Source organism: Sinisalibacter lacisalsi (genome assembly GCF_014640115.1).
Taxonomy (GTDB): domain Bacteria; phylum Pseudomonadota; class Alphaproteobacteria; order Rhodobacterales; family Rhodobacteraceae; genus Sinisalibacter; species Sinisalibacter lacisalsi.
Genome location: NZ_BMGI01000005.1, coordinates 154,097 through 174,197, shown reverse-complemented (window position 1 = coordinate 174,197; position 20,101 = coordinate 154,097). Strand labels below are relative to the sequence as shown.

At 70.6% G+C, this 20,101-nt stretch carries 20 protein-coding genes and 1 tRNA gene; 18 read left to right on the top strand and 3 right to left on the bottom strand.

Features of this window, described 5'->3' with window-relative positions; translation table 11 throughout:
• Positions 1-131 precede the first annotated feature (131 nt).
• Positions 132-773, top strand: coding sequence for a thiamine diphosphokinase (locus IEW01_RS14845; protein ID WP_229738297.1), 642 nt, complete (start codon positions 132-134; stop codon positions 771-773).
• Here IEW01_RS14845 and IEW01_RS14840 read toward each other — a convergent pair.
• The 3 genes from IEW01_RS14840 to IEW01_RS14830 form a co-directional block, all read right to left on the bottom strand.
• On the bottom strand, positions 754-2,133 hold the full coding sequence (locus tag IEW01_RS14840) for an L-serine ammonia-lyase (protein WP_188529135.1): 1,380 nt from the start codon (positions 2,131-2,133) through the stop codon (positions 754-756). The two genes, IEW01_RS14845 and IEW01_RS14840, sit on opposite strands and share 20 nt — an antisense overlap.
• A gap of 100 nt (positions 2,134-2,233) precedes the next feature.
• Positions 2,234-2,587, bottom strand: a complete 354-nt coding sequence (locus tag IEW01_RS14835; RefSeq protein ID WP_188529133.1) for a YbaN family protein — start codon at positions 2,585-2,587, stop codon at positions 2,234-2,236.
• A gap of 11 nt (positions 2,588-2,598) precedes the next feature.
• Positions 2,599-3,054, bottom strand: a complete 456-nt coding sequence (locus IEW01_RS14830) for a DUF2267 domain-containing protein (RefSeq protein ID WP_188529131.1) — start codon at positions 3,052-3,054, stop codon at positions 2,599-2,601.
• A 122-nt stretch (positions 3,055-3,176) separates the two neighbouring features.
• On the opposite strand from IEW01_RS14830, the gene IEW01_RS14825 reads away from it, so the two are divergent.
• From IEW01_RS14825 to IEW01_RS14745, 17 genes are all read left to right on the top strand, one after another.
• Positions 3,177-3,250 (top strand) — tRNA-Thr (locus tag IEW01_RS14825).
• A 197-nt stretch (positions 3,251-3,447) separates the two neighbouring features.
• Positions 3,448-3,786 carry a hypothetical protein gene (locus IEW01_RS14820; RefSeq protein WP_188529129.1) on the top strand — a complete coding sequence of 113 codons (339 nt, stop codon included), beginning with the start codon at positions 3,448-3,450 and terminating at the stop codon, positions 3,784-3,786.
• Positions 3,783-4,448, top strand: a complete 666-nt coding sequence (locus tag IEW01_RS14815; protein ID WP_188529127.1) for a hypothetical protein — start codon at positions 3,783-3,785, stop codon at positions 4,446-4,448. Before IEW01_RS14820 ends, IEW01_RS14815 begins: the two co-directional genes overlap by 4 nt.
• A complete protein-coding gene (locus IEW01_RS14810) occupies positions 4,448-6,283 on the top strand; it encodes a V-type ATPase 116kDa subunit family protein (protein WP_188529125.1) in 1,836 nt (611 codons plus the stop codon). The genes IEW01_RS14815 and IEW01_RS14810 overlap by 1 nt, the downstream gene beginning before the upstream one ends.
• Positions 6,280-6,630: an ATP synthase subunit C gene (locus tag IEW01_RS14805; protein WP_188529123.1), complete on the top strand. Its 351-nt coding sequence runs from the start codon at positions 6,280-6,282 to the stop codon at positions 6,628-6,630. The genes IEW01_RS14810 and IEW01_RS14805 overlap by 4 nt, the downstream gene beginning before the upstream one ends.
• A 3-nt stretch (positions 6,631-6,633) precedes the next feature.
• Positions 6,634-6,930 carry a V-type ATP synthase subunit F gene (locus IEW01_RS14800; protein ID WP_188529121.1) on the top strand — a complete coding sequence of 99 codons (297 nt, stop codon included), beginning with the start codon at positions 6,634-6,636 and terminating at the stop codon, positions 6,928-6,930.
• 1 nt (position 6,931) lies between these two features.
• Entirely contained in the window at positions 6,932-7,561 is a 630-nt protein-coding gene (locus tag IEW01_RS14795) for a hypothetical protein (protein WP_188529119.1), read from the top strand.
• Complete coding sequence (locus IEW01_RS14790) at positions 7,558-9,276, top strand: V-type ATP synthase subunit A (protein ID WP_188529117.1); 1,719 nt, start codon at positions 7,558-7,560, stop codon at positions 9,274-9,276. Before IEW01_RS14795 ends, IEW01_RS14790 begins: the two co-directional genes overlap by 4 nt.
• The gene (locus IEW01_RS14785; RefSeq protein WP_188529115.1) at positions 9,266-10,684 is read left to right on the top strand and encodes a V-type ATP synthase subunit B; all 1,419 of its coding nucleotides are present in this window, start codon (positions 9,266-9,268) and stop codon (positions 10,682-10,684) included. Before IEW01_RS14790 ends, IEW01_RS14785 begins: the two co-directional genes overlap by 11 nt.
• Positions 10,677-11,279, top strand: coding sequence for a V-type ATP synthase subunit D (locus tag IEW01_RS14780; RefSeq protein ID WP_188529113.1), 603 nt, complete (start codon positions 10,677-10,679; stop codon positions 11,277-11,279). Before IEW01_RS14785 ends, IEW01_RS14780 begins: the two co-directional genes overlap by 8 nt.
• Positions 11,280-11,339: 60 nt before the next feature.
• Complete coding sequence (locus tag IEW01_RS14775; RefSeq protein WP_229738295.1) at positions 11,340-11,864, top strand: methyl-accepting chemotaxis protein; 525 nt, start codon at positions 11,340-11,342, stop codon at positions 11,862-11,864.
• A 306-nt stretch (positions 11,865-12,170) separates the two neighbouring features.
• Positions 12,171-13,319: an efflux RND transporter periplasmic adaptor subunit gene (locus IEW01_RS14770; RefSeq protein WP_188529109.1), complete on the top strand. Its 1,149-nt coding sequence runs from the start codon at positions 12,171-12,173 to the stop codon at positions 13,317-13,319.
• Positions 13,320-13,337: 18 nt separating this feature from the next.
• Positions 13,338-17,378 (top strand): efflux RND transporter permease subunit, encoded by a 4,041-nt coding sequence (locus IEW01_RS14765; protein ID WP_188529106.1) that lies wholly within the window; start codon positions 13,338-13,340, stop codon positions 17,376-17,378.
• The gene (locus tag IEW01_RS14760) at positions 17,371-17,883 is read left to right on the top strand and encodes a hypothetical protein (RefSeq protein WP_188529098.1); all 513 of its coding nucleotides are present in this window, start codon (positions 17,371-17,373) and stop codon (positions 17,881-17,883) included. Before IEW01_RS14765 ends, IEW01_RS14760 begins: the two co-directional genes overlap by 8 nt.
• The gene (locus IEW01_RS14755; protein WP_188529096.1) at positions 17,880-18,590 is read left to right on the top strand and encodes a hypothetical protein; all 711 of its coding nucleotides are present in this window, start codon (positions 17,880-17,882) and stop codon (positions 18,588-18,590) included. The genes IEW01_RS14760 and IEW01_RS14755 overlap by 4 nt, the downstream gene beginning before the upstream one ends.
• Before the next feature lie 109 nt (positions 18,591-18,699).
• Complete coding sequence (locus IEW01_RS17805; RefSeq protein ID WP_188529580.1) at positions 18,700-19,230, top strand: hypothetical protein; 531 nt, start codon at positions 18,700-18,702, stop codon at positions 19,228-19,230.
• Positions 19,231-19,324: 94 nt separating this feature from the next.
• Positions 19,325-20,098, top strand: a complete 774-nt coding sequence (locus tag IEW01_RS14745; protein ID WP_188529094.1) for a hypothetical protein — start codon at positions 19,325-19,327, stop codon at positions 20,096-20,098.
• Positions 20,099-20,101: the final 3 nt, after the last annotated feature.

The window sequence follows — 20,101 nt, the reverse complement described above, 5'->3', positions numbered from 1 at the left end:
TACCACGATCCCCCCGTGAGAATTGCACAATTCCGCGAAAATGGCGGTATTTTTTCGCGGCGGGATTATGGTTAGTTTCGCAGACGGAAACATATAGGCATATGACAGGCAGATTTGCACCCTTTTTGGAAATGGTCACGCTCCTCGGCGGAGGCGAGCTTACGCCCGAGACCGTTTCCGAACTCTTGACGCTGGCGCCGAATCTCGTCGTTTGCGACGGCGCGGCGGCGCGGGCGCTGGCCCTCGGGCTGACCCCGGACCGCGTCGTCGGCGACATGGACAGCATCGCGGACGCCACCCGCGCCCGGCTCGATCCCGCCACGCTGCACGAGATCACCGAGCAGGACAGCACCGATTTCGACAAGGCGCTGCGCACCATCGCGGCGCCGCTGGTGCTGGGCGCGGGGTTCACCGGGCGGCGGCTCGATCATGAACTGGCCTGCTACAACGCGCTGGTGCGTCATCCCGACCGGCCCTGTATCCTCGTCGGCGGTCACGACATCTGCTTTCACGCCCCCCGCCCGCTGCGGCTCGATCTGGCGCCGGGCGGCCGGGTGTCGCTGTTTCCGATGGCCGAGGTGGTGGTGAGCACGAGCGGCCTCGAATGGGAACTCGAGCGGCTTCGGCTTGCGCCCTGGGCGCGGGTGGGCACCTCGAACCGGGCGCGTTCCGGGCCGGTCGAGATCGCGCCGGAGGGTGCGGGGCTGCTCGTCATCCTGCCGCGCGCGAGCCTCGCCGCGGCGATCGCGGCGCTCAGCAGTTCGGCACGTTGACGGCGAGGCCGCCGAGCGCGGTCTCCTTGTATTTCTCGCTCATGTCGCGCCCGGTTTCGAACATCGCGCGGATGCAGTTGTCGAGCGGCACGAAATGCGAGCCGTCGCCGCGCATCGCCAGCGCCGCGGCGGAGACTGCCTTGATCGCGCCGAGCCCGTTGCGCTCGATGCAGGGCACCTGCACGAGGCCGCGCACCGGGTCGCAGGTCATCCCGAGGTGGTGTTCCAGCGCGATCTCGGCGGCGTTCTCGATCTGCTCGGGGCTGCCGCCCATTACCGCCGCCAGCCCGGCGGCGGCCATCGCGGCGGCGGAGCCGACCTCGGCCTGGCAGCCCGCTTCCGCCCCCGAGATCGAGGCGTTGTGCTTGATCAGCCCGCCGATGGCGGCGGAGGTGAGCAGGAACTCGGGCAACCGGGCGCGGGTCGCGCCGGGCATGTGGTCGAGCCAGTAGCGGATCACCGCCGGCATCACCCCGGCCGCCCCGTTGGTGGGCGCGGTCACCACCCGCCCGCCGGCGGCGTTTTCCTCGTTCACCGCCATGGCGTAGACCGACATCCACTCGTTGGCGATATGCGGCTGGGCGAGGTTGAGCCCGGCCTCTTCCTTCAGTCGGGCATGGATCGCCGCCGCGCGCCGCTTCACCCCGAGGCCGCCGGGCAGGACACCCTCGTGCGACAGCCCCCGGTCGATGCATTCGGTCATCACCGACCAGACCTTCTCGATGCCATCGGAAATCTCGGCCTCGCGCCGGTGCACGCGTTCGTTTTCGCGCTTCATCTCGGCGATGGTCTTGCCGCTGTCGCGCGCCATTGCCAGCATCTCGGCGGCGGTTTCAAACGGGTAGGGGTGGGTCTTGGCGTCGGCCCGGTCGAGCGCCGGCTCGGCGGCCTGCTCGGCCTCGGTCACCACGAAGCCGCCGCCGATCGAATAATAGGTCTCCTGCACGATCACGTCGCCCTGCGCGTCGGTGGCCATCAGCACGAGGCCGTTGGGATGGCCCGGCAGCGGCGCGCCCTTGTCGAAGACGAGATCGCGGGCGGGGTCAAAAGCGAGGTTGGCAAGGCCTTGCGGGGCGACGTGGCCGCTGGCGGTGATTTCGGCCAGCGCCGCCTCGGCCGCCTCTGCGTCGTAGCTTTCCGGCAGGAACCCGGCGAGCCCGAGGATCACCGCGCGGTCGGTGGCGTGGCCGACGCCGGTATGGGCGAGCGAGCCGTGGAGCCGGGCGCGCAGGCCATGCGCGGTGAACCCGGTCGCGCGCAGCTTGTCGAGAAAGCGCCCGGCCGCCACCATCGGCCCCATCGTGTGCGACGACGACGGGCCGATGCCGATCTTGAACATGTCGAAAACGGACAGAAACATGCGCGCGCTCCCTTGTTGCCCGCGCAGGATGGCCGAGGCCCGCGCCGGGGCAAGCCCGAAAGCGACATATCGCGCGCTTTTTGCCGACGTCCGGACCGGGTCAGCTTGGGCGGGTCAGGACGAAGGCGAGGCCAACCGTCACCCCGGCGACCTGCAGGGCCAGCACCCAGCCCGGCACGCCGAGCGCGAGGCTCAGCGCCACCACCGCGGCGATCGCCACGGCAGCGCGCAGCTTGTTGCGCCGCGAGATCGCGCCGCGTTCGGCCCAGTCGCGGATCGGCGGGCCGAAGCGCGGATGCCCTTCGAGCCAGGCCCGCAGCCGCGGCGAAGACTTGCCGAAGCCGAAGGCGGCGACGAGCAGGAACGGGGTCGTGGGCAGGCCGGGCAGCGCCACGCCGATCAGCCCGAGTGCCAGCGCACCCCAGCCAAGCGCGAGGAAGGCGAGGCGGGCCATCGCGCGCCCGCTCAGACGATGCGCCGGGCGAGGTCGGCGGCGGCGGCCTCGACTTGCCAGAACGCCTGCGCCTCGGGGCCGATCGCGGCCAGCACGCGGTCGAGATCGGGCTGGCGCACGGCGCGGCGCAGGGCGCGGGCGACGGCGGCGATCGGCGCGTCCGGCGTGAGGTTATGGTGCGGCCGTAGCGCCCCCGCTTCCGCTTCGAGCGCGTCGCGTGCGGCCCAGGGTTCCGCCTCGGCCTCGGGATCCCAGCCCGCGACGAACAGCGCGCGCAGCACGGCCGGCAGCACGTCGGCGAAGGCCATCACCTCGCGCGGGCCAAGCCGGCGGCGGAAGGCGAGCAGCACACCCTGCACGGCGGTGTAGGCCATGTTGTCGCTTTCCAGCCCGAGGCCGTCCTTCGCATCGGCGAGGAAAGCCTGCCAGTCCTTGCTGGCGTGTCGGTAGGCCCATGGCATCGGCATGGCGACAATATAGGTGCCGCGCGGGCTTGCGGGAAGGGTGGCGGTGGCCCCGCATCCAGACCCGCCGCCCCGACGCGCGCTATTGTCCTTTGCCGGGCGGTCGACTAGATTATCCGCGCGTAGCCCTAGTAGCTCAGTTGGCCAGAGCAGCGCTCTTGTAAAGCGAAGGTCCGCGGTTCGAATCCGTGCTGGGGCACGCCATATCCCTCTCCACTCCGCACGGCCTCGGGCGCGTTTTCGGCGCCGCGCGGGGCAATTTCGGCACCAGATGCCCGCGATTGGCCCGACTCTCTGCGCCAGATCAAGGCGTGGATCATATTTTGAAATGAGAATATAAGCAGGAGATCGAGCACGGCGCGCCTTTTCGGGGCGTTCGGACCGGGAGGAGACGGGATGTCGGATCATCGGCAAACCAGCGGCGCGGGCAGCGGCTTTCAACGCGTGCTCGATGCCGAGAAGGCCGCCGACGCGCGGGTGGAAGCCGGCCACCGCGTAGCGCGGGAGGCGGGGCAGGCCGCGCGCGCCGAGGCGCGCCGGATCGCGGCCCGCGCCGACCGGCGGCTGCAGGCGCTTCACGCCGGCATGCAGGAGTTCATCGCAGAAGAGAAGGCGCGGATGGCGCAGGCCTTCGAGGCCGAACGGGTCGATCTCGCGGCACCGCCCGACGATGCGCGAATCACCGCCGCCGCGCGCCGCCTCGCCCGCCGCCTCGCCGGGATCGACAGCTCATGAGACAGGCCGGTTTCGCATATGCCCAGGCCCGGATGCAGGCCCGGTTCGCGGCGCGGCCAGAAGCGCCCGAGTGGCAGATGATCGAAACCGGCCGTGATCTGGTACAGGCGCTCGACGCGGCCAAGCGCACGGCGCTTGCGCCCTCCGTGGCCCGGCTCGGGCGCGAGAGCAGCCGCGAGGCGGTCGAGACGGGCTTGCGCAAAGCCTGGGCGGAGCAGGTCGACGAGGTGGCGCGCTGGACGCCCCCGGCCTGGCGCGCGCCGCTGGAATGGTGGGTGCTCCTGCCACATCTCGGGCTGGCCGATGCCGATACGCCGCTGGCCCTGCCGGGGGGCGATTCGCTCGCGCAGGCCATCGAGGCGGGCGCGCGCGCCGGTGCGGCGTGGCAAACGGGCTTCACCGCGCGCCTGCCGCGCGGCGGGGCGGCCGCGCTGGAACCGCTCGCCCCGCTGATCGCGGCCTATCTCGAGGGTCCGCCGCGCGCGCTCACCGAGCGGCGGGTGCTCAAACGTGGGCTGGAACGGCTGTTGCGCGCCCGCGCCGGCGAGCCCGCCGCCGCCTTCGCCTTCCTCGGCCTGATGGCGCTCGATCTCGAACGGCTGCGCGGCGCGCTCCTGCTCGCGCGGATGTATCCCGTCACCGGCGAAGGGGAGGCTGCCTGATGCTGCGCCCGCGCCCGACGACATGGTTCGAACTGCTCACCAGCCGCCAGCATTTCGCGCTGGCGATGCAGGTGCTCGCCGCCAGTGGCGCGGCCCAGCTCGAAGCGCGCCCGCTGGCGGACTCCGAGCCGGTGCTGCCCCGGCTCGAGGAGTTCTTCGCCGCCTTCCACGCGCTCGAGGCCGATTACGGCGGCTACTGGCCCGCCGCGCGCGGCCATGCCGGGCTGGTGCTCGAAAACCCCATCGCGGTGCTCGAGGAAACCCTCGACCGGCTCGAAAGCTGGGTGAAGGCGGCCGATCCGATCATCGCCAGTATCCGCGCCTGCGAGGCGCGGCTGGGCGAGCTTGCGCTGATCGGGGAACTGGTGGAGGCGGCGCCGGGCCACCTGCCGCTGGCCCGCCTCGGTGCGGGCGGCGGGCGGCTCGTCGATCACGCGATCTTCTTCCTGCCCGCGCCGGTGCCCGATCTGCCCGATCTCCCCGATCTGGGCGCGGCGTTCACCGAGCTTTTCCCCACCGAGCGCGGCGCTTTCCTCGTGGTGCTGGCCGAGCGTCGTGCAATGGCGGGGCTGGCCGAACGGATGGCGAGTCTGCGGGCAACCCCGGTGCCGCTGCCCGATTTCCTGCGCGACGATCCCATCGGCCACGCGGCCCAGGTGCGCGAGCACAGTGCGGCCATCGCCGATACCTGCGGCGTGCACCGCGACCGCCTCGACGAACTCGCCGAGGAAACCGGCCTGGCCGGGCTGCTCGACCGCGTCGCGGTGCTCGAATGGCTCGCCGCCAATTCCGCCGACATCACCGCCAGCCGCCACGTGATGCGGATCACCGGCTGGACCCGCGATCCGGCCGGGGCCGAGATCCGCGCCGCGCTCGACGCCGCCGAGGCCGATTATGCGCTCACGCTGGGCGAAGGCGCGCCGGGCGATCCGCCGATGCTGCTCGACAACCCGGGCTGGCTGAAATCCTTCGAGTTCTTCCCGCGCCTGCTCGGCGTGCCCGCCGACCGCGAGATCGACCCCTCGATCCTCACCGCGATGATCGCGCCGGTGCTGTTCGGCTTCATGTTCGGCGATGTCGGGCAGGGCGCGGTGCTGGTGCTGGTGGGGCTCTTGCTGCACCGCCGCCTGCCGCTCCTGTTCCTGCTGATCCCCGGCGGGATCATGGCGATGGTCTTCGGCGTGCTGTTCGGCTCGCTGTTCAGCATGGAGGGGATCATCCCGGCGCTCTGGCTGCACCCGCTCGACGAACCGATCACGGTGCTGGCCGCGGCGCTGGCGATCGGCGCGGCCCTGCTGGCGCTCGCCATCACGCTCGACCTGCTGCAGGCGGCCTGGCACGGGCAGCTGATGCGCTGGGCCGCCGGGGTCGGCGGCGTGGCGCTGGCCTGGGCCGGGCTGCTCGCGGCCTGGGCGGTGCCGGCGCTGGCCTGGGCCCTGCCGCTGGGGCTGGCGCTCACCCTCGCCGGCGCGCGCGGCGCCGACGGCTGGTCGCCCGCCGCGGCGGGCAAGGCGGCGGCCGAGTTCGTCGAAACGCTGATGCGGCTGCTGGTCTCCACCGTCTCCTTCGCCCGGGTCGGCGCCTTCGCGCTGGCGCACGGCGGGCTTTCGGCGGCGGTGGTGGGCGTGGCCGAGGCGATGGGCGGCGTCGGCTTCTGGATCGCGCTGCTGCTCGGCAACCTGCTGATCCTGACGCTTGAGGCGCTGGTGACCGGCATCCAGACCACCCGCCTTATCCTGTTCGAGTTCTTCATCCGCTTCTTCCGCGCCGAGGGCCGCGAGTTCCGCCCGCTCTCGGCGCCGGGCCAACATTTCAAAGAGGGAACCACATCATGAAACCTATCACCGCCCCCTTCATTGGCCTCATCGCGCTGGCGCTGCCGCTCGCCGCCGCGCTCACCTATCTCTGGCTCGGCCCCGCGGCGGCCCAAACCGCCGTCGAAGCCGCCGGGGCTGCCCCGGCCGCGCCCCATGCCGGGATGGCGATGATCGGCGCGGCGATCTCGGCCGGGCTCGCCTCTCTGGGTGCTGCTTACGCCGTGGCGGTGGTGGGCAGCGCCGCGGTGGGCGCGCTCACCGAAAAGCCGGAACTGCTCGGGCGGCTCCTGATCCTCGTCGGCCTCGCCGAGGGGATCGCGATCTACGGCCTGATCGTGGCCGTGCTGATCCTGAACGCGGTGTGAGCGATGCGGGAGATCGTCTTCATCGGCGACGCGGTGACGGCCGCCGGCTTCCGGCTCGCGGGCGTTGAGAGCTTCGCGCCAGGGCCGCAGGAGCTGGCGGCGGTGGTCGAGGCCGAGGCGCCGGGCGCGCGGGTATTGATGATGACGGCGGCGGCGCATGCGGCGCTGCCCGATGCGCTCGCGCGCGTATTGGAGGCCGGACCGGCGCCGCTGCTCGCGCTGGTGCCGGATGCGCAGGGGCAGGCGGGGGTGCCCGACATGGAGGCCGAGGTGCGCCGCGCCCTCGGGATCGAGGTGTGAGATGGACGACGTGAACGGGCCCGACCGGGCCGAGGCGCTGATCGCGCGGATCGAGGCGGAGACCGAGGCGGAACTGGCCCGGATCCGGGCCGAGGCCGAGGCCGAGGCGGCGGCGGAGATCAAGGCCGCCCATGCTCAGGCCCGCGCCCGGGTGCAGGCGGAGATCGCCGGGCTCAGGCGCACCCGGTCCGAGGCCCTGCGGTTCGAGGCCGCCCGGCTCGACACCGCCCGCCGCCAGTTGCGCGGGCGCGAGGCGCGCGCCGAGATCGAGGCCGGGCTGCCCGCGCTCGAAGCTGCGCTCGCCGCGCTCTGGGGCGAGGCGGAAACGCGGATCGGTTGGGCCCGCGCGGCGCTGCGGCTGGCCGTGGCGCGGCTCGGGCCGGGGGACTGGACCGTGGCGCATCCCGGCGACCTGACGCCGGGCGAGATCGACAGGCTCGCAGGCGAGGTGACGCAGGCCACCGGCACCGCGCCCGCCTTCGAGACCGACACCACGATCGGCGCAGGGCTGCGCATCCGCACCGCCACCGCATGGCTCGACGCGAGCCTCGCCGCGCTGATCGCCGACCGCGAGGCGACGGGGGCGGCGCTGCTCGCCGAGATCGCGCGCGAGAAGGAGGACAGGGCATGAGCGAAGCTGTCATCACATCGGTGGCCGGGCCGGTGATCCGGGCACGGCGCGAAGGCGGGTTCAGCCTCGGCGAGGCGGTGCACGTGGGCGATGCGGCGCTGCTTGGCGAGGTGGTGCGGCTGTCGGGCGACGAGATCACCGTGCAGATCTACGAAGACACCACCGGGCTTGCCCCCGGCGATGGCTTGCGCGGCAGCGGCCTGCCGCTCTCGGTGCGGCTCGGGCCGCACCTGCTTGGCAATATCTTCGACGGGCTGCTGCGCCCGCTCGCGCCCGAGGCGGTGGCCCAGCGTTACCAGCTGCGCCCGCTGGTCGAGCCCGGCGAGCGCCTGCGCGCCGGGGCTGTGCTCGCCGAGGTCGAGGGCCCGGCCAAGGCGCAGAGCCTGCTCGTGCCGCCCGATGTTGCCGAGGCGGAGCTGACCCATATCGAGGCGGGCGAGATCGGGCTCGACGATCCTGCGGCGCGGCTCGCGCTGCCCGATGGCTCCACCCGCGAGATCACACTTGCGCATGACTGGCCGGTGCGCCGCCCGCGCCCGGTTACCCGCCGCCTGCCGCCCGACGAGATGATGGTCACCGGCCAGCGCATCCTCGACAGCCTGTTTCCCATCGCCCGGGGCGGGCGCGCGGCCATTCCCGGCGGGTTCGGCACCGGCAAGACGGTGCTGCAGGAGACACTGGCCAAGTGGTGCGACGCCGACGTGATCGTCTATGTCGGTTGCGGCGAGCGCGGCAACGAGATGGCCGAGGTGCTGCACGAGTTTCCCGAACTGGAAGATCCGCGCACCGGCCGGCCGCTGATGGAACGCACGGTGATCGTGGCCAATACCTCCAACATGCCGGTCGCCGCGCGCGAGGCCTCGATCTACACCGGGGTGACGGTGGGCGAGTATTTCCGCGACCAGGGCTTCAACGTCACCCTGATGGCCGACAGCACCTCGCGCTGGGCAGAAGCCTTGCGCGAAGTCTCGGGTCGGCTGGGCGAATTGCCCTCGGAAAGCGGCTACCCGGCTTACCTTTCGTCGCGGATGAGTGAGTTCTACGAGCGCGCCGCCTCGGTCGAGACGCAGGGCGGCCGCCGGGGGTCGCTCACCGTGATCGGGGCGGTCAGCCCGCCGGCGGGCGATTTTTCCGAGCCCGTCACCAGCCACACCAAGCGTTACGTGCGCACCTTCTGGGGGCTCGACCGGGGCCGGGCGCAGGCGCGCTTCTACCCCGCGATCCATCCGCTGCAGAGCTACTCGGAAGACGCCGCAGGCCTCGTTGAATGGTGGACGGCGCATGGCAACCCCAACTGGCGCGCACAGCGCGGCCGCATCCTCGACCTGCTCGAAGCCCAGGCCGGGCTTGAACGCATGGCGCGCATCGTCGGCAAGGACGCGATGCCGCCGACGCAGCAGCTCACCCTGCTCTGCGCCGGTCTGGTCGATGACGCCTTCCTGCGCCAGTCCGCCTTCTCGCCCACCGACCGCACCTGCTCACCGGACAAGCAGACCGAGATGCTCGGCACGCTGATGCGGTTCTTCGATCTCGCCGAGGCCGCGGTGGCGCGCGGCGTGAAGGTGGAGGCGATCGCGGCGGCGGGGTTCTACCGCCGCCTCGCGCGGATGGGCGAAGAGATCGCCGACGGCGACCCGGCCCGCTTCGCCGCCCTCGTCGAGGAGATGGAAACCGAAATGGCCGCGCTCGGCCGGGAGGTGAACGATGCGGTTTGATCTGGGGGCAGGGGGCGCCGTCACCGCCATCGAGGGGCCGCTGGTGTTCCTGCGCCGGGTGGTCAGGGCCGGGCTGGGCGAGGCCGTCGCGGTCGAGGGCGCCGATGGTCGCGCCCGGCTCGGGCGGATCGTCGGGCTCGACGAGGAGCGCATCGTGGTGGAACTGCTCGAAAGCACCGCGGGCCTCGGCATCGACGACGTGACCGTGCGCTTTCGCGGCGAGCCGATGACCATGGCGCTCGGCCCCGGCCTGCTCGGCCGGGTGTTCGATGGCGTCGGCCGGCCGCGCGACGGCGGGCCGCCGGTGCCCGAGATGGTGCGCCGCCGGGTCGATACCGGCACGATCAACCCCGCCACCCGGGGCCTGCCGAAGGACTTCATCGAAACCGGCGTGTCGTCGATCGACATCCTCAACAGCCTCGTGCGCGGGCAGAAATTGCCGATCTTCTCGGCCGGCGGCCTGCCGCACGACCGGCTCGCCGCCGGCATCGCCCAGACCGCGCGGCTGCGCGGCGAGGATGAGGCGGGCTTCGCCGTGGTCTTCGCCGGCATCGGGGTGAGCCATGACAGCGCCGAGAGTTTCCGCGCCGCGATGGAGCAATCGGGCGCGCTCGAACACACCGCGATGTTTCTCAACCTCGCCTCCGAACCGTCCGCCCAGCGCCTGCTCACCCCGCGCTACGCGCTGACGGCGGCGGAATACCTCGCCTTCGACGAGGGCCGCCACGTGCTGGTGATCCTCACCGACATGACGAACTATTGCGAGGCGCTGCGCGAGGTCTCGGCCAGCCACGGCGAGATCCCCTCGCGCAAGGGCTACCCCGGCTACATGTATTCCGACCTCGCCACCATTTTCGAGCGCGCGGGCTGGATCAAGGGCCGGGCGGGCACGCTCACGCAACTGCCGATCCTGACCATGCCGGCGGATGATATCAGCCACCCGATCCCCGATCTCACCGGCTACATCACCGAAGGCCAGGTGGTGCTCGACCGGGCGCTGGAGCATCGCGGCATCTACCCGCCGGTGAACGTGCTGCCGTCGCTCAGCCGGCTGATGGATCAGGGCATCGGCGAGGGCTTCACCCACCCCGATCACCCCGCGCTGGCCCAACAGCTCTTCGCCGCCTACGCGCGCGCGGCGCGGGTGCGGGTGCTTTCCAGCGTGGTCGGGCGCGACGGGCTGACCGAGACCGACCGGCTCTATCTCGATTTCGGCGACCGGTTCGAGGCGGATTTCGTCAGCCAGGAGGCGATGCGGGGCTTCGAAGAAAGCTTCGCGCTGGGCTGGGAGATCCTCGCCATGCTGCCGCCGGGCGAGCTTGCGCGGCTGTCCGATGCGCAGATCGCCGAGCATATCGCGCCGGTTCTGGCGCGGGCAGAGACGGCGACGGAGGCGGGCGATGGCTGAGGTCATTCCCACCCGCGGCGCGGCGCTGGCGCTGGCCGAGGAAAAGCGGTTCATCGAGACCGGCTACGAGTTCCTCGACGAAAAACGCATGTTGCTCGCGGCGACGCTGCTGGAGGAACTTTCCGCCTGGCGGGCGTCGCGCGCCGCCTACGACGAGGCGATGGCGGCGGCGGTGGCGGCGCTGAAGGCGGCGATCGCGCGCCATGGCTTCGCGGCGCTGCAGCACTACCCGGCGGGCGCGGGGCAGGGCGAGGCCATGGATTTCGGCCACCGCAACTTCCTTGGCCTCGACCTGCTCGAACCGCCCGACGCCAGCTGGCACCCACCGGCGCCGCAAGCGGCGCTCGACGCCTCCGAGGCCGCCGAGGCCTGCCGCGCCGCCTTCGCCGCCCTGGTGCCGCACGCGCTGCGTGTGGCGGCCCGCGCGGCCAATATCCAGAGGCTGATCGCCGAGTATCGCGCCACCGAGCGGCGCGCGCGGGCGCTGGAAAACGTGATCCTGCCCGAGACCAAGGCCGATCTCGCCGCGATCACCGAATACCTCGACGAAAGCGACCAGGAGGAGGCGCTGCGCATCCGCAACGCCCGCCGCTGACCCGGGCTTCGCTGCGCTGCCGCGTCGGATTTGCTTGCCTGACCGGGTCATCTCGAAATATTGCAGTATGATAATGTGACCGGCGGACATGGCCCCGCGCGGCGCACCTACGGGCCGGATGGCGGGGGAGGACAGATGTATCGGCGGGTCAACAGCGGCGGTTTCATCGGCGCGATGACGCTCGGGATCGTCATCGTGATGGCGATTTTCACCTGGGTGATGTGGGGCATGGCCCGGCAGGTTTATGTTCTGACCGACGTGATGGTCGACCTGAACGGCAGCTTCAAATCCATGGTCACCGACATGAACGGCATGAACGAGAACATGGTGGCGATGCGCGGCGCGATGGACCGGATGGATGCCTCGATGGCGACGCTTTCGGCCGACATCGGCGAGATGAACGCCAGCATGGACGGAATCACCGCCGACATGGGCGAGATGACCGCGATGATGGGCGGGATGACTCACTCGATGCAGGTGATGAATGCCAATATCGGGCGGATGACGAACGATGTGGGGCGCGCGTCCTACGCGTTTTCGAACCCGGCGTCCTACATGTTCGGCGGCGGCCCCTTCCCGTTCTGAGTCAAAAACTCAGGTTATAGCTAACTCATTGATCTTTCATGTTTCACGCCGGGCGCGTGGCTTCGGCGCGCGATCATCGTGCGCCGTTTCACAACTTATGCGGTCAAAAGAATGCGTGCGCCGCCGGCGCGCGGCCCGCGACTGATTCGTTCAATGATTATCGCAGCTTGATGTGTGTCATGGTGCGAAACTGTGCGTTGCGGAAAAAAAAGTAATGAAATTACCGATTCGTGTGCTAATGAATAATTATATTCCGATTTGTGCACGTGTTGCGACGGTATCGAATCGTGGTCAGGGAGGACGGACATGAACAGGGCGCTTCGAATCGCGGCGACAACGGCGTTTTGCGTCCTGTGCGCACCCGGTTTGCAGGCCCAGTCCACTGCCCCTGCGTCAACCTACGGCCAGTTCCTCACCGCGCCCGTCGTCAGCACACAGATCGGTGGCAGCGCCACCGTCGGCGGCACGGTGATCCCGTTCAAACAGGTCACGCTTTCGGCCCAGGTGCCGGGGCAGGTGATCTTCATCGCCGGGGCCGAGGGCTATCAGGCGGCCGAGGGCGAGGTGCTGGTGCGGATCGGTGACGAAAACCTCGCCGCGCAACGCCGCGCGGCGGAAAGCCAGGTGCTGCAGGCCGAGGCGGCGGTGCGCAATTCCTACATGCAGTATTCGCGCGAGCTCTACAGCCCGCGGGTCAACTCGATCACCGGCATGCCGGGCATGGGCGCGCCGGCGATGTTCGACCAGTTCTTCACCCGCGGCTTCGCCTCTGCGGCGGGGCAGACCAATCCCGGGCTCGAACGCCAGGCCGATCTCTACGGTGCCGGCGTGGGCGTCGACCAGGCGCAGAGCGCGCTGGCGGCGGCGCAGGCCAACCTCGAGGCGCTCGACGCCTCGCTGAAGGATTTCCAGTCGGTCGCCGGGTTCGACGGGATCGTGATGGCCAAGCATGTCGAGGTTGGCGACACGGTGCAGCCCGGCATGCCGCTCATCACCTATGCCTATGTCGAATACCTGCGGATCGAGGCCGACGTGCCGGTGCGCCTTGCGGCCGGGCTTTCCGAGGGCATGCTGGTGCCCGCCCGCCTCGACGCCGGTGCGCAGGTCGAGGCGCGGGTGGCGCAGATCTTCCCGGTGGCCGACCCCGGCCGCCACACCGTCACCGTCAAGTTCGACCTGCCGCTCGGCACCCCTGGGGGGCCGGGCATGTATGCCGAGGTGACCGTTCCCGACGCCTCGGTGCCGACGCAGGCGCAGACCGCCGTGCCGCAGGAGGCGCTGGTCTGGCGCGGCAGCCTGCCGTCCGTCTTCGTGCTCGACGCCGGGCGGCCCTCGCTCAGGATCGTGCGGGTGGGCTACCCGCTGCCCGACGGGCGCATCTCGGTCGTGTCCGGCCTTTCGGGCGGGGAGGTGGTGATCCTCAATCCGCCCGCCTCGCTGGTTTCGGGCCAGTAAGGGGCTGAGGGGACCGGCATGAGCGACCAGGCAACCCACGGTGACCAGAACCTCGGGCTCGCGGGCAAGCTTGCCCGGGCCTTCATCCATTCGCCGCTCTCGCCGCTGCTGCTGGTCGCCTGTCTCGCCCTCGGTATCGCCGGGCTCGCGCTTACCCCGCGGCAGGAAGATCCGCAGATCTCGGTGCCGATGATCGACATCCTGTTCGAGTATTCCGGCACCTCCGCCAACCAGGTGGCGGCGCTCGCCACCGATCCGCTCGAACGGCTGATGAGCGAGATCCCCGGCGTCAAGCACGTCTACTCGGTCTCCGAGCGCGACGGCGCGATGGTTACGGTGCAGTTCGATGTCGGCGAGGAGATGGGCCCTTCGCTGGTCAAGCTCAATGACAAGATCCAGTCGAACCTCGACAAGATCCCGCCCGGCGTGTCGATGCCGCTGATCAAGCCCAAGGGGGTCGACGACGTGCCCGTCGTCACCCTCACGATGTGGAGCCACGACCTCGACGAGGGCGCGCTCCGGGCGCTCGGCCTCGACGTGATGCAGCGCCTCAAGGAAGTGCCGAACACCGCGCAGAGCTTCGTCGTCGGCGGCCGGTCGGACGCGATCAAGGTCGAGGTTTTCCCCGAGCGCCTCGCCGGCTTCGGCATCGGGCTCGACGAGATCGCCCAGACCATCCGTTCGGCCAATTCCGAGCGCGGGGTGGGGCAGATCGAGGCCGGCGCCAGCGCCTTCACGCTCTATACCGGGGCCTTCCTGCAGAACGCGCGCGACATCGAGAACCTGATGGTCGGCGTGCACCAGGGCCAGCCCACCTATATCCGCGACGTGGCGCTGGTTACCGAGGCCACCGACGACGCCACCTCGATGGTCGCCTATTACACCGGGCCGGCCTATGGCGCGCACGGCGCCGACGCGGGCGCCGCCGCCGCCCCGCTCGCGCCCCTCGGCGCCCCCGCCATCACCATCGCGGTGGCGAAGAAGGCGGGGTCCAACGGCGTGAGCGTGGCCAACGAGGTACTGGCCTACGTCGAGCGGCTGAAGGGCGACCTGATCCCCGACAATGTTCACGTCGAGATCACACGCAACTACGGCGAGACCGCCAACGAGAAGGTCAACGAGCTGATCCTGAAGCTCTTCATAGTCACCGCCGCGGTGACCTTGCTGATCGGGATGGCGCTGGGCATTCGCGCCGCGGTGGTGGTGCTGGTGGTGATCCCGATCGTGATCCTGATCACCGTGTTCTCGGCCTGGCTCCTGGGCTACACCATCGACAGGGTCTCGCTCTTCGCGCTGATCTTCTCGATCGGTATCCTCGTCGACGACGCCATCGTGGTGGTCGAAAACATTTACCGCCGCTGGCTGGAAGAGGGCTCCTGCACCCCCGACTGCAACGTCGACGCGGTGCGCGAGGTCGGCAACCCGACGATCCTCGCCACCTTCACCGTGATCGCGGCGCTGCTGCCGATGGGCTTCGTCTCGGGCATGATGGGCCCCTACATGGAGCCGATCCCGGCGCTCGGCTCGGTGGCGATGCTGTTCTCGCTGTTCGCCGCCTTCATCTTCACGCCCTGGCTGGCCCAGCGCATCCGCCCGCCGATGCACCTGCTCGCCCGGTCGCAGGAGAAGGAGCACCGCCAGAACCTCGCGCTCAACCGCTTCTTCGTAAAGCTGCTGGTGCCGCTGATCACCAACCGCGTGGTGGGCTGGGCCTTCGGCCTCGGGCTGCTCCTCGTCTTCTTCCTCAGCCTGTTCCTGTTCTACACCACCAGCGTGACGGTGAAGATGCTGCCCAAGGACAACAAGCCCGAATACAACGTCACCGTTAACATGCCCGACGGCACGCCGCTGCCGGTCACGGCCAACGTGGTCGGGCGGTTGGCCGAGGAGCTGGTCCAGATCCCCGAGGTCGTGGCGCTGCAAAGCTATGTCGGCACCGCCAGCCCGTTCAACTTCAACGGCCTCGTGCGTCACTCCTACATGCGCTCCGACCCCTGGCAGGCCGATATCCAGGTGCAGCTGGTGCACAAGAAGGCGCGCAAGCGTTCGTCGGAAGACCTCGCGGCCTGGACGCGCGAACAGCTCACGCCGATCGCCTCGGCGATGGGCGCGCGCATCGAGGTGATCGAGATGCCGCCGGGGCCGCCGGTGCTGCAGACGATGGTGGCCGAGATCTACGGCCCCAACGACGCCACCCGCCGGCAGGTCGCGCGCGACGTGGAGGAGATGTTCCGCCAGGCCGAGGTGATCGTCGACGTCGACAGCTACATGCAGATGCCCTACACCTCCTGGCGCTTCGTGGTCGACCGTGAGAAGGCCTCGCGCCGGGGCGTCTCGGTCGAAACGATCAACCGCCAGCTCGAGATGGTGATGGGCGGCTACATCCTCGGCGACGTGAAGAACGAACGTGCTGTTGAGCCGCGCTTCATCTACCTGCAGATGCCGCTCGCGTTGCGCGGCCAGTTCGGCCGCCTCGGTCAACTGCCGGTTCCCTCGGCCAACGGCATGATGATCCCGCTCACCGAGCTGGGACATTTCGAGCAGTTCCAGCTCGACGACCCAGTCTATCACAAGGATCTGCGCGCGGTCGAATACGTCACCGGCGATGTCGCCGGCCGCCTCGGCGCGCCGATCTACGGCATCCTCCAGATGGAAGACCTGCTCGACGACTACATCGCCCCCGACGGCGTGCGCGTCGACACCAATTACATCGGCCCGCCCGAAGACAGCCTGACCTCGTCGCTGGAATGGACCGGCGAGTGGACCGTCACCTATGAAACCTTCCGCGACATGGGGCTGGCCTTCGGCGCGGCGCTGATCCTGATCTATATCCTCGTGGTCTGGGAGTTCGGCAATTTCACCCTGCCGGCGATCGTCATGGCGCCGATCCCGCTCACGCTCATCGGCATCGTGCCGGGGCACTGGATGCTCGGCGCGTCCTTCACCGCCACCTCGATGATCGGCTTCATCGCGCTTGCCGGCATCATCGTGCGGAACTCGATCCTGCTGGTCGATTTCTCCCGCCACGCGGTGGAAAAGGGGATGCGGGTGCAGGATGCGGTGATCAACGCCTGCCAGACCCGCACCCGGCCGATCCTGATCACCGCCGCGGCGCTGATCGTCGGCTCCTCGGTGATCCTGTCCGACCCGATCTTCCAAGGCATGGCGATCTCGCTGATGTTCGGCGGGCTGGTCTCGACGCTGCTCACCCTCGTGGTGATCCCGATGGGCTGCGTGAGTTTCCGCAAGGCGCTGATCGCCGACCTGCCGAATGGCGGCGGCGACGACGGCGCGGCGCTGATGGCGACGACGGGCGGCCCGGTCGGCCCCGAGCCCGGCGACAGCAACGCGGCGCTGGCCCGCGCCCGCGCCGAGCGTGGCGCCGGCGGCGGCATCATGCGCAGCCTGTCGAAGGGGTTGGGCGGCCTGGTCGGCCTGCTCGCGATGATCGGTGGCGTCATCGCCAGCGGCGCCAGGGCGATCGGCGCCGCGCTGAGCGCGGGCCATGCGCGGCGCGAGGCGGCGATGCCGCGCGCGGTGGGCACGCCCGCTCCGGCGGCCACCGCACCCGCCCCGGTGACCACGCCGGGTGCGACCGACACCGCGCCCGAGCCGCAAGCGCAGCCCGAGGCCGCCCCCGCCCCGACGGCAAAGAGCACGCCCGAGCCGGAAGCGCCGGCCGCCCCGGCGCCCAAGCCGAAGGCAAAGACCAAGTCCAAGCCCAGCGCGTCCAAGGCGGTGGCTCCCGCGTCGAAGGGCAAGACCGCCACGCCGAAGACAGCGACCAGCGCCGCGAAATCCAAGACGGCGACGCCGAAGGCGGCAGCCAGCGCCCCGGCGAAGGCCAAGACGAGTGCGCCCAAGGCTGCGCCGGCGAAGGCCACTGCCACGAAACCCGCATCGAAACCCGCCGCGAGCAAGGCCAAGTCGGCCCCGAAGGCCAAGCCGGCCAGCAGTAAACCTGCCGCGACCAAACCAGCGACCAAACCCGCAGCCCGGCCTTCCGGCGGGCGTCGCGGGATCCGGCTCAAGGGTCAGGAAGGAGAGAGCGATGTCTAGGATCGCAGCTTTCGCAGGGATCGGCGCGGGTCTGCTGACGCTCTGGCTCGCCGTGCCGCTGGCCGCGCAGGGGCAGATGCCCGCGCCGCCGGTGCCGGGGCCCTATCCGCTGATGCCGGTGCCCCTGTCCGTGGCGCCGGGGAACGCACCGGCGCAGCCGCCGGCGATCGGGCAGCGCCTCGCGCCGCCGCCGGGCATGCAGCTGCCCTACTGGATGCAGCCGCCCGCCGCCGGGGCCGACACCGCGCCAACCGCGATGGCGGAGGAGAATGCCCCGCGCTTCGCGCCGCCGTCGCCGGCCACGCCGCAGCGCCCCGGCTACGGCCGCGCCGCCGCGCCGGGCTATTTCCCCGGTTATGCCGCGCCGATGCAAGGTATGGGCGGCGGCACGGGAGTCATCGCCGCCCCGCCGATGGCGGGGCCGGGCGGCTATCAGCCCGCCCCCTACCTTCCGGTTCCCGGTTGGGGCTGGGGCGCGCCGCAGGGCTGGGGAGGCGGGCAATGAGGCTCACCCCTCGGCGGACATCGAAGGGCGCGCGCGCGCCCGGGCTGCGCAGCGCCGCGCTTGCCCTCGCGAGCCTCGCCACCGCCGCCTCGGCCGCGGCGCAGGTGACCAATCCATGGAGCCCGCAAACGGTGGTGCCCGGGGCGAGCTATGCCACGACGCGTCCCGCGCCGCTGGTCCCGCGCGGGCCCGCCCCCGGCAGCTACGCGCCGGCCGATCTCGAACAGCGCCTCGCCACCGGCCGGGCCGGAGCGGCGGCAAACGCAGCTGGGCCGACGACTTATCCCGCTCCGCAGATGCAGTCCGGCCCGCCGATGCAGCCCGGCCAGCCGGTGACCCCGGCGCCGCCGCGCGCCGCCGCACCGCAGGCCGGCGCGGCACCGCAGACCGGGGCGATCCCGGCGCCGGGCGGGTTGATGCCGGGCTATGGCGGCGTGCCCTACGCGGGCGGCTACGCCAATGTTCCGCTCTACCCCGGCGTGCCGGGCGCGGGCTACCCGCTGGCAGGCTATGGCGCCGGCGTGCCCTACGGTCTTGGCGGCTATCCTGGTCTCGGCGGTTACCCGGGGCTCGGCGGATATCCCGGGCTTGGATACGGCGCCGGCGCGCCCGGGCTCGGCAGCGGATGGAACAACGGCCTCGGTGGCTGGAGCCCGGGTGGCACCATGTCACCGATGGGAGGATTTTCGCCTTTCGGCTTCTGGTAGGCCGAGGGAGGAGAATGGCGCCATTCTGGCGTCGATTGATGGAGCAAGGCATGCGTCCCGGTGCCTCCCTCCAGATTGAACTCGGGACGTTGAAAATGGAGATGGAACTATGCGCAAGCTTATCGCGACCGCCGCCATTGCCCTGGGCCTCGCTGGCGCGGCAACCACCGCCGCTCAGGCGCAATACTGGGGTCCGGGCTACGGTGCTGCCCCGGGCTACGGTGCTGCCCCGGGCTACGGTGCCCCCGGTTACGGCTACGGTGCTCCCGGTTGGGGCGGCCCCGGCTGGGGCAACAACTGGGGTCCGGGCTGGGGTGGACCCGGCTGGGGCAACAACTGGATGCCCTGGGGCGGCGGCAACAACTGGGGCAACAACTGGGGCCCGTTCATGGGCAACTCCGACGGCACCGGGTCGTTCAACTTCGGCATGTCGGGCAGCGCCGAGGGCGCCGGCCGCGGTCAGGGCCAGGGCCAGGGTTACGGCTACGGCTACCAGAACCCCTACGGCTACGGCTACCCCTACGGCCAGATGCCCCCGGGCCAGATGCCCCCTCCGGGCATGATGGCGCCCGGCCAGGAGGCACCTGCTGCCCCGGGTTACGGCGACGGTGAGCCGCAGGAACCGGCCGCCGAGGAATAAGGCCGTGACGGCCTGACATCACCGCCCGCTCCCGGCCACCCGGGGGCGGGCCTTGCCGGTCCGCCCGAGATGGTCCGGCCAGAGGAGACCCGCCATGTCGATCTTTCCGCTCCGCGCGCTCGGCGCGCTTGTCCTCTCGCTCGGCCTGACCGGCGCGGCGCTGGCCCAGGCCAGCGAGCCCCCGGCCTATACCGCCCGCGCGGTGCACCGGCTGCCCGACGGCAGCGTCGACACCGGCGCGGTCGTCAAGTCCGGCCCCGACATGCGGCTCGAATACACCGAGAACGGCCGCGACGTCGTCCAGATCATCCGCCGCGCCGAGGGGGTGATGTACCTGCTCGATCCGGCGAAGCAGACCTATTTCGAGATGCGCGGCGCGCCCGCGCCCGACCCGACCGGCGCGGGCTACATGCCGCCCTGCCAGGAAGGCGACCCGGGGCTGAGCTGCACCTTCAAGGGCACCGAGGTGATCTCGGGCATCACCGCCGAGATCTGGGAAATCGGGATGCCGGGCCAGCCCGGTGTTTCCACCGTTCTGTGGGACGGCGCGCGCCACCGCGCCCTGCGCCAGACCGGGCCCGATGGCAGCGTGATGCGCATGGCCTTCCTGTCGATGGTCGAGGTCGCCGGGCGCCGCGTCGAGCACTGGAGCATGAGTTTCGAGGCGCCGGGCCAGCCGGCGCAGAGCGGCGCCTGGTTCTACGACCCCGAACTGCGGGTGGAGATCCGCGAGGAGATGATTACCGGCGCTGTGCGCGAGCTGGAGGATATCCGCGTCGGCCCCGTCGATCCCGCCTTGTTCGAAGTGCCCGCGGGCTGGACCAAGCTCGACGGGCCTGCCGGGCCGGTGCCGGGCCAGGGTAACTGACGA

What these genes read in the sequence shown, in the direction of transcription:
- IEW01_RS14840 (WP_188529135.1), bottom strand. Translation starts at nt 2,133, where the DNA reads ATGTTTCTGTCCGTTTTCGACATGTTCAAGATCGGCATCGGCCCGTCG.
- IEW01_RS14790 (WP_188529117.1), top strand. Translation starts at nt 7,558, where the DNA reads ATGAGCGAAGCTGTCATCACATCGGTGGCCGGGCCGGTGATCCGGGCA.
- IEW01_RS14845 (WP_229738297.1), top strand. Translation starts at nt 132, where the DNA reads ATGGTCACGCTCCTCGGCGGAGGCGAGCTTACGCCCGAGACCGTTTCC.
- IEW01_RS14800 (WP_188529121.1), top strand. Translation starts at nt 6,634, where the DNA reads ATGCGGGAGATCGTCTTCATCGGCGACGCGGTGACGGCCGCCGGCTTC.
- IEW01_RS14785 (WP_188529115.1), top strand. Translation starts at nt 9,266, where the DNA reads ATGCGGTTTGATCTGGGGGCAGGGGGCGCCGTCACCGCCATCGAGGGG.
- IEW01_RS14805 (WP_188529123.1), top strand. Translation starts at nt 6,280, where the DNA reads ATGAAACCTATCACCGCCCCCTTCATTGGCCTCATCGCGCTGGCGCTG.
- IEW01_RS14810 (WP_188529125.1), top strand. Translation starts at nt 4,448, where the DNA reads ATGCTGCGCCCGCGCCCGACGACATGGTTCGAACTGCTCACCAGCCGC.
- IEW01_RS14835 (WP_188529133.1), bottom strand. Translation starts at nt 2,587, where the DNA reads ATGGCCCGCCTCGCCTTCCTCGCGCTTGGCTGGGGTGCGCTGGCACTC.
- IEW01_RS14770 (WP_188529109.1), top strand. Translation starts at nt 12,171, where the DNA reads ATGAACAGGGCGCTTCGAATCGCGGCGACAACGGCGTTTTGCGTCCTG.
- IEW01_RS14830 (WP_188529131.1), bottom strand. Translation starts at nt 3,054, where the DNA reads ATGCCGATGCCATGGGCCTACCGACACGCCAGCAAGGACTGGCAGGCT.
- IEW01_RS14820 (WP_188529129.1), top strand. Translation starts at nt 3,448, where the DNA reads ATGTCGGATCATCGGCAAACCAGCGGCGCGGGCAGCGGCTTTCAACGC.
- IEW01_RS14755 (WP_188529096.1), top strand. Translation starts at nt 17,880, where the DNA reads ATGAGGCTCACCCCTCGGCGGACATCGAAGGGCGCGCGCGCGCCCGGG.
- IEW01_RS14815 (WP_188529127.1), top strand. Translation starts at nt 3,783, where the DNA reads ATGAGACAGGCCGGTTTCGCATATGCCCAGGCCCGGATGCAGGCCCGG.
- IEW01_RS14765 (WP_188529106.1), top strand. Translation starts at nt 13,338, where the DNA reads ATGAGCGACCAGGCAACCCACGGTGACCAGAACCTCGGGCTCGCGGGC.
- IEW01_RS14795 (WP_188529119.1), top strand. Translation starts at nt 6,932, where the DNA reads ATGGACGACGTGAACGGGCCCGACCGGGCCGAGGCGCTGATCGCGCGG.
- IEW01_RS17805 (WP_188529580.1), top strand. Translation starts at nt 18,700, where the DNA reads ATGCGCAAGCTTATCGCGACCGCCGCCATTGCCCTGGGCCTCGCTGGC.
- IEW01_RS14745 (WP_188529094.1), top strand. Translation starts at nt 19,325, where the DNA reads ATGTCGATCTTTCCGCTCCGCGCGCTCGGCGCGCTTGTCCTCTCGCTC.
- IEW01_RS14760 (WP_188529098.1), top strand. Translation starts at nt 17,371, where the DNA reads ATGTCTAGGATCGCAGCTTTCGCAGGGATCGGCGCGGGTCTGCTGACG.
- IEW01_RS14780 (WP_188529113.1), top strand. Translation starts at nt 10,677, where the DNA reads ATGGCTGAGGTCATTCCCACCCGCGGCGCGGCGCTGGCGCTGGCCGAG.